This window comes from Pannonibacter phragmitetus DSM 14782, from assembly GCF_000382365.1.
Classification (GTDB): domain Bacteria; phylum Pseudomonadota; class Alphaproteobacteria; order Rhizobiales; family Stappiaceae; genus Pannonibacter; species Pannonibacter phragmitetus.
This window is the reverse complement of the sequence record NZ_KB908242.1, coordinates 1-16,750: the sequence shown is the minus strand read 5'-3', so window position 1 is coordinate 16,750 and position 16,750 is coordinate 1. Positions and strand designations below refer to the sequence as shown.

14 protein-coding genes and 1 tRNA gene are annotated in these 16,750 nt (G+C 61.4%); all 15 read left to right on the top strand.

The window, feature by feature from the left end; translation table 11 throughout:
* Positions 1 to 117, top strand: a 117-nt coding sequence (locus H163_RS24140; protein WP_019966701.1) for an EF-Tu C-terminal domain-related protein, incomplete at its 5' end; no start/stop codon positions are given.
* 117 nt (positions 118 to 234) lie between these two features.
* Positions 235 to 310 (top strand) — tRNA-Trp (locus H163_RS0121620).
* A gap of 104 nt (positions 311 to 414) precedes the next feature.
* The gene (secE, locus tag H163_RS0121615) at positions 415 to 612 is read left to right on the top strand and encodes a preprotein translocase subunit SecE (RefSeq protein WP_019966700.1); all 198 of its coding nucleotides are present in this window, start codon (positions 415 to 417) and stop codon (positions 610 to 612) included.
* A 41-nt stretch (positions 613 to 653) separates the two neighbouring features.
* Entirely contained in the window at positions 654 to 1,184 is a 531-nt protein-coding gene (gene nusG, locus H163_RS0121610; protein WP_019966699.1) for a transcription termination/antitermination protein NusG, read from the top strand.
* Positions 1,185 to 1,343: 159 nt separating this feature from the next.
* Entirely contained in the window at positions 1,344 to 1,772 is a 429-nt protein-coding gene (rplK, locus tag H163_RS0121605) for a 50S ribosomal protein L11 (protein WP_019966698.1), read from the top strand.
* A gap of 4 nt (positions 1,773 to 1,776) precedes the next feature.
* Positions 1,777 to 2,472, top strand: a complete 696-nt coding sequence (gene rplA / locus H163_RS0121600) for a 50S ribosomal protein L1 (protein WP_019966697.1) — start codon at positions 1,777 to 1,779, stop codon at positions 2,470 to 2,472.
* Positions 2,473 to 2,875: 403 nt separating this feature from the next.
* A complete protein-coding gene (gene rplJ, locus H163_RS0121595) occupies positions 2,876 to 3,394 on the top strand; it encodes a 50S ribosomal protein L10 (RefSeq protein ID WP_019966696.1) in 519 nt (172 codons plus the stop codon).
* Positions 3,395 to 3,459: 65 nt separating this feature from the next.
* On the top strand, positions 3,460 to 3,831 hold the full coding sequence (gene rplL, locus H163_RS0121590) for a 50S ribosomal protein L7/L12 (RefSeq protein ID WP_019966695.1): 372 nt from the start codon (positions 3,460 to 3,462) through the stop codon (positions 3,829 to 3,831).
* A 190-nt stretch (positions 3,832 to 4,021) separates the two neighbouring features.
* Positions 4,022 to 8,158, top strand: coding sequence for a DNA-directed RNA polymerase subunit beta (gene rpoB, locus H163_RS0121585; protein WP_026356172.1), 4,137 nt, complete (start codon positions 4,022 to 4,024; stop codon positions 8,156 to 8,158).
* Positions 8,159 to 8,255: 97 nt separating this feature from the next.
* Positions 8,256 to 12,455 (top strand): DNA-directed RNA polymerase subunit beta', encoded by a 4,200-nt coding sequence (gene rpoC / locus H163_RS0121580; protein WP_019966693.1) that lies wholly within the window; start codon positions 8,256 to 8,258, stop codon positions 12,453 to 12,455.
* Between the two features lie 71 nt (positions 12,456 to 12,526).
* Positions 12,527 to 12,826: a hypothetical protein gene (locus H163_RS0121575; RefSeq protein WP_051105451.1), complete on the top strand. Its 300-nt coding sequence runs from the start codon at positions 12,527 to 12,529 to the stop codon at positions 12,824 to 12,826.
* Between the two features lie 779 nt (positions 12,827 to 13,605).
* Positions 13,606 to 13,977 (top strand): 30S ribosomal protein S12, encoded by a 372-nt coding sequence (gene rpsL, locus H163_RS0121570; protein ID WP_019966691.1) that lies wholly within the window; start codon positions 13,606 to 13,608, stop codon positions 13,975 to 13,977.
* A 12-nt stretch (positions 13,978 to 13,989) separates the two neighbouring features.
* Positions 13,990 to 14,460 (top strand): 30S ribosomal protein S7, encoded by a 471-nt coding sequence (gene rpsG / locus H163_RS0121565; RefSeq protein WP_019966690.1) that lies wholly within the window; start codon positions 13,990 to 13,992, stop codon positions 14,458 to 14,460.
* Positions 14,461 to 14,481: 21 nt separating this feature from the next.
* A complete protein-coding gene (fusA, locus tag H163_RS0121560; protein ID WP_019966689.1) occupies positions 14,482 to 16,557 on the top strand; it encodes an elongation factor G in 2,076 nt (691 codons plus the stop codon).
* 44 nt (positions 16,558 to 16,601) lie between these two features.
* On the top strand, positions 16,602 to 16,750 hold a 149-nt coding region (locus tag H163_RS23460), incomplete at its 3' end, for a GTP-binding protein (RefSeq protein ID WP_019966688.1).

The window sequence follows — 16,750 nt, the reverse complement described above, 5'->3', positions numbered from 1 at the left end:
ATCTCGGTCGTCGTGACGCTGATCGTTCCGATCGCCATGGAAGACGGCCTGCGCTTCGCTATCCGCGAAGGTGGCCGTACCGTCGGCGCCGGCGTGGTGGCATCGATCATCGAGTGATGATGGCGGGCGCCGGCTCATCCGGCGCCTTCCCCTCCGGGCTTGAACAACCCCTTGCGGGTTGCCTGAACCGGAGATAAGAACAGGTTTGGACGGAACTTCAGGTCCCGTCCGTGCAGGGGTATAGCTCAGTTGGTAGAGCGGCGGTCTCCAAAACCGCAGGTCGCGGGTTCGAGCCCTGCTGCCCCTGCCATTTTGTTCTTGAATATTGGCCGCCGAGGCCTTATTGAGGACCACTCGGGCGGGGCGCGCGGATGATTCTGCGCGCCCGCTCGTCGTGACAAGACCGGAACCGGAATGGCCAAGAGCAATCCCTTTACGTTTATCCAGCAGGTTCGCTCCGAAGCTGCCAAGGTGACCTGGCCGACCCGCAAGGAGACGGCTGTGACGACTGTCATGGTCTTTGTGATGGTGGTGCTTGCCTCCATCTTCTTTCTTCTGGCGGATCAGCTGATGAGCTGGGGCATTGGCTTGCTCCTCGGCGTGGGCGGTTGACGCCTGCAAGGTTTCACGAGACAGGAAACGGAACTGAGGTCATGGCCAAGCGCTGGTACATTGTGCATGCCTACTCCAATTTCGAGAAGAAGGTAGCCGAGTCCATCCGCGAGAAAGCTGCCCAGAAGGGGCTTTCTGACCTGTTCGAGGAAATCCTCGTTCCGATGGAAAAGGTTGTCGAAGTGCGCCGCGGGCGCAAGGTCGATGCCGAACGCAAATTCTTCCCGGGCTACGTTCTGGTGAAGATGGACATGACCGACGAGGCGTTCCATCTGATCAAGAACACCCCCAAGGTCAGTGGCTTCCTCGGTTCCGAGCAGAAGCCCGTTCCGATTTCGGAAGCCGAGGCGCGCCGCATCCTGAGCCAGGTTCAGGAAGGTGTCGACCGGCCGAAGCCGTCGGTCAGTTTCGAGGTTGGCGAGCAGGTCCGCGTGTCGGACGGCCCGTTTGCCTCCTTCTCCGGCCTCGTCGAGGAAGTGGACGAAGAGCGCGCGCGCCTCAAGGTTGCCGTGTCGATCTTTGGCCGCCCGACGCCGGTCGAACTGGAATTTGGTCAGGTCGACAAGGTCTGATCAAGCTGGCCGCCCACGGGTGGCCAAAGCTGCATGGAGGCCATCATGGCGTCCGCGCAGAAGAGGGTGGCAGGTAAGGCGCGCCTACGCCGGGCGTGTCAAGCCAGACCACCCGCTCCTGAATGCCGGTTTATCCGGCTTACTCGCTAGGAGAGTATAATGGCGAAGAAAATCGAAGGTTACATCAAGCTGCAGGTGGCAGCCGGCTCCGCAACGCCGTCTCCCCCGATCGGTCCCGCGCTGGGTCAGCGCGGCCTCAACATCATGGAATTCTGCAAGGCGTTCAACGCGCAGACCCAGGATATCGAGAAGGGCGCTCCGTGCCCGGTCGTGATCACCTATTTCTCCGACAAGTCCTTCACCTTCCAGATCAAGACCGCTCCGGTCAGCTTCTTCCTGAAGAAGGCTGCTGGCCTGAAGTCCGGTTCCAAGACCCCGGGCCGCGGCACGGTTGGCAAGGTGAACAAGGCGCAGGTGCGTGAAATCGCCACCGCCAAGATGAAGGACCTCAACGCGAACGACGTGGAAGCGGCGATGCGCATGGTTGAGGGTTCTGCCCGTTCTATGGGCCTCGAGGTCACGGAGTAAGATCATGGCGAAGATTGGCAAGCGTATCCGTGCTGCTCGTGAAGGCATCGACAGCAACAAGACCTACGCCCTCGGCGAAGCCCTGACCCTGCTCAAGGACCGCGCCAAGGTGAAGTTCGACGAAACCATCGAAGTTGCGATCAACCTCGGCGTTGACCCGCGTCACGCTGACCAGATGGTCCGCGGCGTCTGCGTGCTGCCGAACGGCACCGGCAAGACCGTTCGCGTCGCCGTGTTTGCCCGTGGTGACAAGGCTGAAGAAGCCAAGGCTGCCGGCGCAGACATCGTTGGCGCCGAAGAGCTGGTCAACGAAGTGCAGGGCGGCAAGATCGACTTCGACCGCTGCATTGCAACCCCGGACATGATGCCGCTGGTCGGCCGTCTTGGTAAGGTGCTTGGCCCGCGCGGCCTGATGCCGAACCCCAAGGTCGGCACCGTGACCCCGGACGTGGCCTCGGCCGTGCGTGACGCCAAGGGCGGCGCCGTGCAGTTCCGCGTCGAGAAGGCTGGTATCATCCACGCCGGCGTTGGCAAGGTCTCCTTCACCCAGGACGCCCTGGTCGAGAACATCCGTGCTCTCGTGGATGCCGTCCAGAAGGCCAAGCCGAGCGGTTCCAAGGGCCAGTACATGCGCCGTGTCGCCCTGTCGTCCACGATGGGCCCGGGCGTCAAGGTCGACCTGGCTTCGATCAACGGCTGATGCTGCAGATCCGGCAGGGCATACTGCCGGGTTTCGCGCTGGCCGCAGCGGCGTGACCGGCCTGGAGTTGACGCTCCGGCCCGCGCCGCATCCAAGAGGTTCCTCCCGGTTCTGCCGGGAGGCACTGGTCCGGTCCTGTACCGGATCATCCCTGTCCGAGACTGCAGGTGCCGGGAAACCGGTCTAAGCCGAATGGGCCTGCATAGATGGGTGAGAACCAGTTTGTTTCCGGCTTGCCGGGTTTTGCAACGGTTCGAACCAGATGCCTTGCCGCGCTCCAAGCGAGGTGAGGGGACAGGAAACCCTGAGCGTCGCCTGTGACGCGGTGCGGGGCTTCCCCGCACTGCCAAGCTGGCGGCAAAGGCAAACCGGTGGCGGAAACGCCATCAAATGGAGTAGGCAAGTGGAAAGAGCGGAAAAGCACGAGTTCGTGACCGCCCTCAACGAAGAGCTGGGTAGCACTTCGGTTGTGGTCGTCGCGCACTATGCGGGTCTCTCGGTTGCACAGATGACCGCGCTGCGGTTGAAAGTGCGTGACGCCGGCGGCACCGTAAAGGTTGCAAAGAACCGCCTTGTAAAGCTTGCCCTTCAAGGCACTGACCTTGAGCACATCGATGGCCTCTTCACGGGCCCGACCCTGATCGCCTATTCGGAAGATCCGGTCGCGGCTCCCAAGGCCATGGTGGAATTCGCCAAGACGACGGACAAGTTCGTCATCCTCGGCGGTGCTCTCGGCAAGACCAACCTGAATGCGGAAGGCGTCAAGTCTCTCGCCACGATGCCGTCGCTCGATGAGCTGCGCGCGCGTCTGGTGGGCATGATCCAGACTCCGGCATCCCGCATCGCCCAGGTTGTCAACGCACCGGCCGGGCAGCTCGCCCGCGTTTTCGGCGCGTATGCCAAGAAGGACGAGGCCGCATAAGGCGCCCCCTAAGCAATACACTGTCTGTAACCAAGCATTTGGTTCGAACGTAAGGTACATAAGAAATGGCTAACCTCGAAAAGCTCGTTGAAGATCTGTCCGCCCTGACCGTCATGGAAGCTGCTGAGCTGTCCAAGATGCTCGAAGAGAAGTGGGGCGTGTCCGCCGCTGCTCCGGTGGCTGTTGCTGCCGTTGCCGCTGCTCCGGCAGCTGCTGTTGAAGAGCAGACCGAATTCGACGTCGTTCTCGCTGACGCTGGCGACAAGAAGATCAACGTGATCAAGGAAGTCCGCGCCATCACCGGCCTCGGCCTGAAGGAAGCCAAGGAGCTCGTCGAAGGCGCTCCGAAGGTTGTCAAGGAGCAGGTCTCCAAGGCTGAAGCCGAAGACCTCAAGAAGAAGCTCGAAGAGGCTGGCGCCAAGGTCGAGCTCAAGTAATAGGATCGAAAGATCCAAGGCGGTCCCGGGCAACCGGGACCGTTTCCTAGCCCCGGCGGGTATAACCCGTTTCCGGGGCATTAGTCCCGAATAGGGGACGGTTATCCGAAGCGCCCGGGCGAAGCTGCCCGATTGGACAAGGGGCGTTGCGGACAGCCGTCACCCAAGGCGATACGAACGAGGAGCGACAATGACCCTAACGTTCAACGGTCGCAAGCGTGTCCGGAAATTCTTCGGATCGATCCGCGATGTAACGGAAATGCCCAACCTCATCGAGGTTCAGAAGGCATCCTACGACCAGTTCCTGCAGGTTGAGGAGCCCAAGGGCGGCCGTCCCGATGAAGGCCTCCAGGCGGTCTTCAACTCTGTTTTCCCGATTTCCGATTTTGCCGGAACGGCCCTGCTTGAATTCGTCAAGTTCGAATTCGAACAGCCCAAGTACGACGTCGAGGAGTGCCGTCAGCGCAGCATGACCTTTGCTGCCCCGCTGAAGGTGACCCTGCGCCTGATCGTGTTCGATGTCGATGAAGACACCGGCGCCAAGTCCGTCAAGGACATCAAGGAGCAGGACGTCTACATGGGGGACATCCCCTTCATGACCGAGAACGGTACGTTCGTTGTGAACGGCACCGAGCGCGTCATCGTGTCCCAGATGCACCGTTCTCCGGGCGTGTTCTTCGATCATGACAAGGGCAAGACCCATTCCAGCGGCAAGCTGCTGTTTGCTGCCCGCGTGATCCCGTACCGCGGTTCCTGGCTCGACATCGAGTTCGACGCCAAGGACATCGTCTATGCGCGTATCGACCGCCGCCGCAAGATTCCGGTTTCCTCCCTTCTGATGGCCCTCGGCCTCGACGGCGAAGAGATCCTGAACACCTTCTACCAGCGCATCGAATATTCGCGCGCGGGCAAGGGTTCCTGGCGCATGCCGTTCGACGGCGACCGCCTCAAGGGCAACAAGGCTTCCTACGATCTGATCGACGCCGACACCGGCGAAGTCGTGATCGAAGCCGGCCGCAAGATCACCGCACGCACGATCAAGCAGCTCACCGATAAGGGCGTCAAGGCCCTGAAGGTGACCGACGAAGACCTGCACGGCCAGTATCTGGCCGAGGACGTCGTCGACTTCGTGACCGGCGAGATCTATGCTGAAGCTGGTGGCGAGATCAGCGCCAAGCTGCTCGACGAGCTGATCCAGCGCGGCTACGAGGAGCTGTCCGTTCTCGATATCGACCACATCAACACCGGCGCCTATGTCCGCAACACGCTTGCTGCGGACAAGAACGAGAGCCGTGAAGATGCGCTGTTCGACATCTACCGCGTGATGCGCCCGGGCGAGCCGCCCACCCTGGATTCCGCTGAAGCGATGTTCCAGTCGCTGTTCTTTGACGCCGAGCGTTACGACCTGTCTGCGGTCGGCCGCGTCAAGATGAACATGCGCCTTGACCTGACCTGCCCGGACACCGTGCGCACCCTGCGCAAGGAAGACATCCTGGCCGTGATCCGGCTGCTGCTCGACCTGCGCGACGGCAAGGGCGAGATCGACGACATCGACAACCTCGGCAACCGCCGTGTGCGTTCGGTCGGCGAACTCATGGAGAACCAGTACCGTGTCGGCCTGCTGCGCATGGAACGTGCGATCAAGGAGCGCATGAGCTCTGTCGACATCGACACGGTCATGCCGCAAGACCTGATCAACGCCAAGCCGGCCGCAGCTGCCGTGCGCGAGTTCTTCGGCTCCTCGCAGCTCAGCCAGTTCATGGACCAGACCAACCCGCTGTCCGAAGTGACGCACAAGCGCCGCCTGTCGGCTCTTGGACCGGGCGGTCTTACGCGTGAACGCGCGGGCTTCGAAGTCCGTGACGTGCATCCGACCCACTATGGCCGTATCTGCCCGATCGAGACGCCGGAAGGCCCGAACATTGGTCTGATCAACTCGCTGGCGACCTTCGCCCGCGTGAACAAGTACGGCTTTATCGAGAGCCCGTACCGCAAGGTGCGCGATGGCATCGTCTCCGACGAGGTCGTCTATCTCTCGGCCATGGAAGAAGCCAAGCACTACGTCGCCCAGTCCAACGCTGTCCTCGACGAGGGCAACCGTCTGGTGGAAGAGCTGGTCACCTGCCGTCATGCAGGTGAAAACATGCTCGTTCCGTCCGACCGCGTGGACCTGATGGACGTGTCGCCGAAGCAGCTGGTTTCGGTCGCTGCCGCGCTCATTCCGTTCCTGGAAAACGACGACGCCAACCGCGCTCTCATGGGCTCGAACATGCAGCGTCAGGCCGTGCCGCTGGTGCGCGCCGAAGCGCCGTTCGTCGGCACCGGCATGGAGCCGATCGTGGCCCGTGACTCCGGCGCTGCCATCGGTGCCCGCCGCGGCGGTGTGGTCGATCAGGTGGATGCGACCCGTATCGTTATCCGCGCCACGGAAGATCTCGATCCGTCCAAGTCGGGCGTCGACATCTACCGTCTGATGAAGTTCCAGCGTTCCAACCAGAACACCTGTATCAACCAGCGTCCGCTGGTCCGCGTCGGTGACGTCATCTCCAAGGGTGACATCATTGCTGACGGCCCGTCGACGGATCTGGGCGATCTGGCGCTCGGCCGCAACGTGCTCGTCGCGTTCATGCCGTGGAACGGCTACAACTTCGAGGATTCCATCCTCCTGTCCGAACGCATCGTGTCCGATGACGTCTTCACCTCGATCCATCTGGAAGAGTTTGAAGTCGCCGCCCGTGACACCAAGCTCGGACCGGAAGAAATCACGCGCGACATTCCGAACGTCTCGGAAGAAGCGCTGAAGAACCTCGACGAAGCCGGCATCGTCTACATCGGCGCCGAAGTGAAGCCGGGCGACATCCTCGTCGGCAAGATCACGCCGAAGGGCGAAAGCCCGATGACGCCGGAAGAAAAGCTTCTGCGCGCTATCTTCGGTGAAAAGGCCTCGGACGTCCGCGACACCTCCCTGCGTCTGCCGCCCGGCGTTGCCGGCACGGTCGTGGAAGTGCGTGTGTTCAACCGTCACGGCGTCGAGAAGGACGAGCGTGCGATGGCCATCGAGCGCGAGGAAATCGAGCGCCTGGCCAAGGACCGCGACGACGAGCAGGCTATCCTTGACCGCAACGTCTATGGCCGTCTGGCCGAGATGCTGCTGGGCAAGACTGCCATTGCCGGCCCGAAGGGCTTCAAGAAGGACACCAACCTGACCGGTGACGTCCTTGGCGAATACCCGCGTTCGCAGTGGTGGCAGTTTGCCATGGACGATGAAAAGTTCATGAGCGAAGTGGAAGCCCTGCGCGGCCAGTATGACGAAAGCCGCAAGCGCCTCGAGCAGCGTTTCATCGACAAGGTGGAGAAGCTGCAGCGCGGTGACGAGCTGCCTCCTGGCGTCATGAAGATGGTCAAGGTCTTCGTCGCCGTGAAGCGCAAGATCCAGCCAGGCGACAAGATGGCCGGCCGTCACGGCAACAAGGGTGTGGTTTCCAAGATCAACCCGAACGAGGACATGCCGTTCCTGGCGGACGGCACGCATGTCGATATCGTGCTCAACCCGCTGGGCGTGCCTTCGCGCATGAACGTGGGCCAGATCCTCGAGACCCACCTTGGCTGGGCCTGCGCAGGGATGGGCCGCAAGATCGGCGAGCTCTATGATGAGTACCGCAAGACGGGTGAGATCCAGGCTCTGAAAGGCGAGATCCACGAACTCTACGGCGACAACATCAAGGGCGATGCGGTCAAGCGTTACGATGACGAGAGCGTCCTGCGTCTTGCCGAACAGCTGAAGAAGGGCGTTTCGATTGCAACGCCGGTCTTCGACGGCGCGCATGAGCCGGACATCGTGGAGATGCTCGACGCAGCTGGCCTTGACGCCAGCGGCCAGTCGACCCTCTACGACGGGCGGACGGGTGAAACCTTCGACCGCAAGGTCACCGTTGGTTACATCTACATGCTCAAGCTGCACCACCTCGTGGACGACAAGATCCACGCCCGTTCGATTGGACCTTACTCGCTCGTGACCCAGCAGCCGCTGGGTGGCAAGGCGCAGTTCGGCGGCCAGCGCTTCGGTGAAATGGAGGTGTGGGCCCTTGAAGCATATGGCGCTGCCTACACGCTGCAGGAAATGCTGACCGTGAAGTCGGATGACGTCGCGGGCCGCACGAAGGTCTACGAGGCAATTGTCCGTGGTGATGACACGTTCGAGGCCGGCATCCCGGAGAGCTTCAATGTTCTCGTGAAGGAAATGCGGTCGCTGGGTCTCAACGTGGAACTTCAGCAGTCTGACCTTACCGCAATTACCGACGAGCCCGCGGCAGACGCGGCAGAGTGATCTGCGGGCATGAAAAAGACTGAAACAGGACGTACAGTGCAGGAAAAGGGGAGTGGGCACGGCCCGCTCCCCATCCATGCATCGAAGGAGAGAGCCCATGAATCATGAGGTCATGAACCTGTTCAACCAGCAGGCTCCTGCGCAGACCTTCGACCAGATCCGGATTTCTCTCGCCAGCCCCGAGCGGATCATGTCTTGGTCCTATGGTGAGATCAAGAAGCCGGAGACGATCAACTACCGCACGTTCAAGCCTGAGCGTGATGGTCTGTTCTGCGCCCGTATCTTTGGCCCGATCAAGGACTACGAGTGCTTGTGCGGCAAGTACAAGCGCATGAAGTACAAGGGCGTCATCTGTGAGAAGTGCGGCGTCGAAGTGACGCTGAGCCGCGTGCGCCGTGAGCGCATGGGCCACATCGAGCTGGCCGCCCCGGTTGCGCATATCTGGTTCCTGAAGTCGCTGCCCTCCCGCATCGGCCTTCTGCTGGACATGACGCTGAAGGATCTGGAGCGCGTGCTCTATTTCGAGAACTATGTTGTTCTCGAGCCGGGCCTGACCCCGCTGAAGCAGAACCAGCTGCTGAGCGAGGAAGAGTATATCAGCGCCCAGGACGAGTACGGCGAGGACGCCTTCACGGCGATGATCGGCGCGGAAGCCATCCGCGAGATGCTGATGTCGCTGGATCTGGTGCGCGAAAGCGAGAAGCTGCGCGTCGAGATCGCCGAAGCGACCACCGAGCTGAAGCCGAAGAAGCTGGCCAAGCGCCTCAAGGTCATCGAAGCCTTCACCGAGTCGGGCAACCGTCCGGAATGGATGATCATGACCGTGATTCCGGTGATCCCGCCGGATCTGCGCCCGCTGGTTCCGCTGGACGGCGGCCGTTTCGCGACGTCGGATCTGAACGATCTGTACCGCCGCGTGATCAACCGCAACAACCGTCTGAAGCGCCTGATCGAGCTGCGTGCGCCGGATATCATCATCCGCAACGAAAAGCGCATGCTGCAGGAATCCGTTGACGCCCTGTTCGACAACGGCCGCCGCGGCCGTGTCATCACCGGTGCTAACAAGCGTCCGCTGAAGTCGCTGTCCGACATGCTCAAGGGCAAGCAGGGCCGCTTCCGTCAGAACCTGCTCGGCAAGCGCGTCGACTATTCCGGCCGTTCGGTGATCACCGTGGGTCCGGAGCTGAAGCTGCACCAGTGCGGCCTGCCGAAGAAGATGGCTCTCGAGCTGTTCAAGCCCTTCATCTATTCGCGTCTCGACGCGAAGGGCTTCTCCTCGACCGTCAAGCAGGCCAAGAAGCTGGTGGAGAAGGAGCGTCCGGAAGTCTGGGATATCCTCGACGAGGTCATCCGTGAGCACCCGGTTCTTCTGAACCGTGCGCCGACGCTGCACCGTCTCGGCATCCAGGCGTTCGAACCGACACTGATTGAAGGCAAGGCTATCCAGCTGCACCCGCTCGTCTGCTCGGCTTTCAACGCCGACTTCGACGGTGACCAGATGGCCGTGCACGTGCCGCTTTCGCTGGAAGCCCAGCTGGAAGCCCGCACGCTGATGATGTCGACCAACAACATCCTGCATCCGGCCAACGGCGGCCCGATCATCGTTCCGTCTCAGGATATCGTTCTGGGTCTCTATTATCTGTCGATCATGGCAGAGAAGGAGCCGGGCGAAGGCATGGCCTTCGGCAACATGGGCGAGATCCAGCACGCGCTGGCCAACAAGGTCATCACGCTGCACACGAAGATCCGCGGACGCTTCCGCTCGATCGATGCTGACGGCAACCCGACCTCCGGCATCTTCGAGACGACGCCGGGCCGCATGATGATTGCCGAACTGCTGCCGAAGCATCACGAGGTTCCCTTCGACACCTGCAACAGGCTGATGACGAAGAAGGAAGTCTCGCGCATGATCGACACCGTCTACCGCGCCTGCGGTCAGAAGGAGACGGTCATTTTCTGCGACCGCATCATGCAGCTCGGTTTCCGCAATGCGTGCAGCGCCGGCATTTCGTTCGGCAAGGACGACATGGTGATCCCGGACACCAAGCAGAAGCTGGTGGGCGAGACGGCCGCAATGGTTGCCGAATACGAGCAGCAGTACAACGACGGCCTGATCACTCAGGGCGAGAAGTACAACAAGGTGGTTGACGCCTGGGCCAAGTGCACCGACCGCATCGCTGACGAGATGATGAAGCGCATTCAGGCGGTTCAGATCGATCAGGAGACGGGCCGTCAGAAGCCGATGAACTCGGTTTACATGATGTCCCACTCGGGTGCCCGTGGTTCTCCGGCCCAGATGAAGCAGCTTGCCGGCATGCGTGGCCTCATGGCCAAGCCGTCGGGCGAGATCATCGAAAACCCGATCATCTCGAACTTCAAGGAAGGTCTGTCGGTTCTGGAGTACTTCAACTCCACCCACGGCGCCCGTAAGGGTCTGGCTGACACCGCGCTCAAGACGGCGAACTCGGGTTACCTGACCCGCCGCCTCGTGGACGTGGCTCAGGACTCGATCATCCTTGAAGTCGACTGCGGCTCCGAGAACGGCATCACCGTTCAGGCGATCGTGGACGCCGGTCAGGTCATCGCAAGCCTTGGCCAGCGCGTTCTCGGCCGTACGGCGGCAGAAGACGTCTACAACCACGCAACCGGCGAGATCATCGTGCCGAAGGGCCGCATGATCGACGAGAAGGACGTGGAGCTGATCGAGGCTGCCAAGGTTCAGCAGATCAAGATCCGTTCGGTTCTGACCTGTCAGACCATCACGGGCGTCTGCGGCACCTGCTATGGCCGTGACCTTGCCCGTGGTACGCCGGTCAACATCGGTGAAGCTGTCGGCGTCATCGCTGCTCAGTCGATCGGTGAGCCGGGCACCCAGCTGACCATGCGCACGTTCCACATCGGTGGCACGGCACAGGTGGTGGACAGCTCGTTCATCGAATCCAACGTCGATGGCACGATCAAGATCCGCAACCGCGCCGCCACCCGCGACAGCGATGGCAACCTGATCGCCATGGTGCGCAACATGTCGCTCATTGTCGTTGACAGTGACGGCAACGAGCGCGCTGTCCATCGCGTCACCTACGGCGCCAAGCTGCTGGTGGACGATGGTGATGCGGTCAAGCGCGGCCAGCGTATCGCCGAGTGGGACCCCTACACCCGTCCGATGCTGTCGGAAGTGGATGGTGTGGTCGACTTCGAAGACCTGGTGGACGGCGCTTCGGTGCAGGAAACCACCGACGAGGCGACCGGTATCACCAAGCGTGTCGTCATCGACTGGCGCACGTCGCATCGCGGCCAGGATCTCAAGCCGTCGGTTGTCGTCAAGGACGCCAATGGCTCGATCTGCAAGCTGGCCCGTGGTGGTGACGCCCGCCTGCTGCTTTCGGTGGACGCCATTCTGTCGGTGCAGCCGGGCAACCGGGTGAAGGCTGGTGACGTGCTCGCACGTATCCCGCTGGAAAGCGCCAAGACGAAGGACATCACCGGTGGTCTGCCCCGCGTGGCGGAACTGTTCGAGGCGCGCCGTCCGAAGGACCACGCCATCATCGCGGAAATCAGCGGTACCATCCGCTTCGGCCGCGATTACAAGAACAAGCGCCGCATCATCGTGGAGCCGCATGACGAGGCACTGGAGCCGGTCGAGTACCTGATCCCGAAGGGCAAGCACTTCCATCTGCAGGAAGGCGATGTCATCGAGAAGGGTGAGTACATTCTCGACGGCAATCCGGCACCGCACGACATTCTGGCGGTCAAGGGCGTGGAAGCGCTCGCGGCCTATCTCGTCAACGAGATCCAGGAAGTCTACCGTCTGCAGGGCGTGGTGATCAACGACAAGCACATCGAGGTGATCGTTCGCCAGATGCTGCAGAAGGTCGAGGTCACCGATCCGGGCGAGACCGAGTTCTTCTCGGGCGAGCAGGTCGACCAGCTCGACTTCGACGAGGCGAACGAGCGTGCCATCGACGACGCCAAGACCCCGGCCAAGGGCGTGCCGGTTCTCCTGGGTATCACCAAGGCGAGCCTGCAGACCCGGTCGTTCTTCTCGGCAGCCTCCTTCCAGGAGACGACGCGCGTCCTCACCGACGCCGCCGTCAACGGCAAGATCGACCCGCTGGTCGGCCTGAAGGAGAACGTCATCGTCGGCCGTCTGATCCCGGCCGGTACCGGCGGCGTGATGAAGCGCATCCGTCAGATTGCGACCCACCGCGACGACCTGATCCTCGACGAGCGCCGCAAGCGCTCGGGCGACAGCGCCGCAGAAGGCCTGCTGGAGGATCTGTCCGGCGCCGCCGAATAAGCGGCCCAGGACCCATGAACCAGAAAGGCCGCCACCCGTGCGGCCTTTCGTTTATCAAGAAGGAGGCCGTGATGGCTGGCAATGACGATGATACTCCGCTGGAGCCGACGGTCTTCCTGGTGATTGGCCGGGTCTGGGACAGCGAAGACGGCGGGCCGGAAGATGCGGTGCCGATCCATGTGATGCTGACTGCCCCCGACGACGACAGCGCCGTGCGCAAGACGCTGGAAGCGCTGGCAGGGGAGGGCTTTGCCGAGGCCGAGCTCGACCAGATCGGCGTGCTGGAGGGCGAGCCCGAGGACCCGACCTATGAGGGCGCCTATCAGGACGCTCTGTCGGGCAACGTGGCGGTGATCACGTTCCGCGACTGACGCAGCAATCGCAGTCAGAAGACCGGGGACGGCAGAGGGCAACAGGCCAGCTGCCGTCCCTGTGCATTTGAGGGAACGGGTTTGCAGCGTGTTTACCGTTCGCGCAGGAAGGTTTGGCAGCCCAGGCAGGCAGCAGTGGCCTGATTGATCCCGCAAGCTGCATCGGGGCAGGGCAGGGTGGTTTGATTCCCCTGATCTGATTCCTTAACAGGCAAACAACCGGTTCTGCATGCAGTGAGTCCCTGTTTCGGAAAAAACCGCCGGGGATTCGGGGTTTCTGCGGCTCAGAAGGGTGCAGAACAGCCCTGCAGGATTCGCAAGGCACGGTTAACCGGCATAGGACCCGGACTTGCAGGATGCCTGGGCCCTATAATTAAATTACAATTCCGCATGTGCATACGTTACAAAAGATGCGGAAATGCGCGGATTCAGGCCTTGCAGCGGCGAAGGCGGAGCAGGGCGGGCCAATCCCGCAGAAATCCGAGATTTCCCTTGACGGCAGGGGGCGCCGTGAGTAGTGTCCGCCCATCCCAAGGGCAGGCGGTAAGTCCTGATGTGTTCCAGCGGTCTACGCAAGGAACCTGAAAACTTAAACGCTGCCGGGTTCAAAAAAGGCGAATAAGCGTCGATTGCATGACCGCGATTAACCTCGTGGTCCTCTGGTTTTCGCAGCGCCTCCCATGTGCGAACATGGCTGAGGCGCGATTACGTTTGTCACGTAGTCAGTGAAAAGCAGGGTAGCGTACGAATTTTTGGATGGCAGAGGTAAAGGGCACAGAATGCCGACCATCAACCAGCTGATCCGCAAGCCGCGGAAAGACCCGCCGAAGCGGAACAAGGTGCCGGCCATGGAGGCCTGCCCGCAGAAGCGTGGTGTTTGCACCCGCGTATACACCACGACGCCGAAGAAGCCGAACTCGGCACTTCGTAAGGTTGCCAAGGTGCGCCTGACGAATGGCTTCGAAGTCATCGGTTACATCCCGGGTGAAGGCCATAACCTTCAGGAACACTCCGTGGTGATGATCCGCGGCGGCCGCGTCAAGGATTTGCCGGGCGTTCGCTACCACATCATCCGTGGCGTGCTCGACACCCAGGGCGTCAAGAACCGTAAGCAGCGCCGGTCGAAGTACGGCGCCAAGCGGCCGAAGTAAGGAGCGCGCGGCATGTCCCGTCGTCACAGCGCAGAAAAGCGCGAGATCATTCCGGATCCCAAGTTCGGTGATATCGTCGTTACGAAGTTCATGAACTCGATCATGTATCACGGCAAGAAGTCCGTGGCCGAGCGCATCGTTTACGGTGCCTTCGACATCATCGAGAAGAAGACCCGTGAGAACCCCATCGAGGTGTTCCATGCGGCTCTCGAAAACGTCATGCCGCAGGTGGAAGTCCGCTCCCGCCGCGTCGGTGGTGCGACCTACCAGGTTCCGGTGGAGGTCCGCACGGACCGCCGTCAGGCACTGGCGATCCGCTGGCTGATCACTGCAGCCCGCAACCGCAACGAAACGACCATGGTGGACCGCCTGTCGGGCGAAATGCTCGACGCCGCGAACAACCGTGGTTCCGCAGTGAAGAAACGCGAAGATACGCACCGCATGGCGGACGCGAACCGCGCCTTCTCTCACTACCGCTGGTAATCCTGGAAAAGGGCTGACGTCATGTCTCGCACGCACAAAATCGAGGACTACCGCAACTTCGGCATCATGGCTCACATTGATGCCGGCAAGACCACGACCACCGAGCGCATCCTGTATTACACAGGCAAGAGCCACAAGATCGGTGAAGTCCATGATGGCGCTGCCACCATGGACTGGATGGAGCAGGAACAGGAACGCGGCATTACGATCACGTCCGCCGCGACCACCGCTTTCTGGAATGAAAAGCGCCTGAACATCATCGACACCCCGGGTCACGTGGACTTCACCATCGAGGTGGAGCGTTCCCTGCGCGTGCTGGACGGTGCCGTTGCCCTTCTCGACGCCAATGCTGGCGTTGAGCCCCAGACTGAAACCGTGTGGCGTCAGGCGGACAAGTACCGCGTGCCGCGCATGATCTTCGTCAACAAGATGGACAAGCTCGGTGCGGACTTCTACCGCTGCGTCGAGATGGTCAAGACCCGTCTGGGTGCCAAGGCTCTGTGCGTACAGATCCCGGTTGGCGCTGAGAGCGAGTTCGCTGGCGTTGTTGATCTGATCAAGATGAAGGCTCTGATCTGGCGTGACGAAAGCCTGGGCGCTGCCTGGGACGAAGTCGAGATCCCGGCTGACCTGGCTGATAAGGCCCAGGAATTCCGTGATGCCATGATCGAGACGGCTGTCGAAGTCGATGAAGCTGCCATGGAAGCGTATCTGGAAGGCAATGAGCCGGACAACGACACGCTGAAGGCACTCATCCGTAAGGGCACCATCAGCGGCGAGTTCATTCCGATCTTCGCTGGCTCGGCCTTCAAGAACAAGGGCGTTCAGCCGCTGCTCGACGGCGTGGTGGACTACCTGCCGTGCCCGCTCGACGTTCCGGCGATCAAGGGCATCGATCCGAAGACCGAGGGTGAAATCATCCGCAAGTCCAGCGACGAAGAGCCCCTGTCCATGCTGGCGTTCAAGATCATGAACGACCCGTTCGTAGGTTCGCTCACCTTCTGCCGCCTTTACTCGGGCGTTCTGAACAAGGGCACGTCCCTGCAGAACACCGTGAAGGACAAGAAGGAACGCGTCGGCCGCATGATGCAGATGCATGCCAACAGCCGTGAAGACATCGACGTTGCCTATGCAGGCGACATCGTTGCCATCGCCGGTCTGAAGGACACCACCACCGGTGACACGCTCTGCGATCCTGCCAAGCCGGTTATCCTGGAGCGCATGGAATTCCCCGAGCCGGTGATCGAGATCGCCGTCGAGCCGAAGACCAAGGGCGACCAGGAAAAGATGGGCCTCGCGCTCAACCGCCTGGCAGCTGAAGATCCGTCCTTCCGCGTCAAGACCGACGAGGAAAGCGGTCAGACGATCATCGCCGGCATGGGTGAACTTCACCTCGACATCATCGTCGACCGCATGCGCCGCGAGTTCAAGGTGGAAGCCAACATCGGCGCTCCGCAGGTGGCCTATCGCGAGACGATCACCCGCCGCGCCGAAGTGGACTACACCCACAAGAAGCAGACCGGTGGTACCGGCCAGTTCGCCCGCATCAAGATCGTCATTGAGCCGAACGAAGTGGGTGCTGGCTATGCCTTCGAAAGCCAGATCGTCGGTGGTTCTGTTCCGAAGGAATACATCCCGGGCGTGACCAAGGGTATCGAGAGCGTGATGTCTTCGGGCCCGCTCGCCGGCTTCCCGATGGTGGACATCAAGGCAAGCCTGATCGACGGTGCCTACCATGACGTCGACTCCTCGGTTCTGGCCTTCGAAATCGCTGCCCGCGCAGGCTTCCGTGAAGCCATCGCAAAGGCCGGTCCGAAGCTCCTTGAGCCGATCATGAAGGTCGAGGTCGTGACCCCGGCAGACTACATGGGCGACGTGATTGGCGACCTGAACTCCCGCCGCGGTCAGATCAACGGCACGGAAGACCGTGGTGTTGTGACCGCGATCACCGCGATGGTCCCGCTTGCCAACATGTTTGGCTACGTGAACAACCTGCGGTCCATGTCGCAGGGGCGTGCGCAGTACTCGATGGTGTTCGACCATTACGAGCAGGTGCCGCAGGCCGTTGCTGACCAGGTTCAGGCGAAGTACGCCTGAACCATCGACCGACATTAAAGAACTAGAGAAAGCGGAGTAATCCGATGGCGAAGGAAAAGTTTGAGCGCACGAAGCCGCACGTCAACATTGGCACGATTGGCCACGTTGACCACGGCAAGACGACGCTGACCGCGGCGATCACGATGACGCTGGCTGAGACCGGCGGCGCGGTTGCCAAGGCCTATGACCAGAT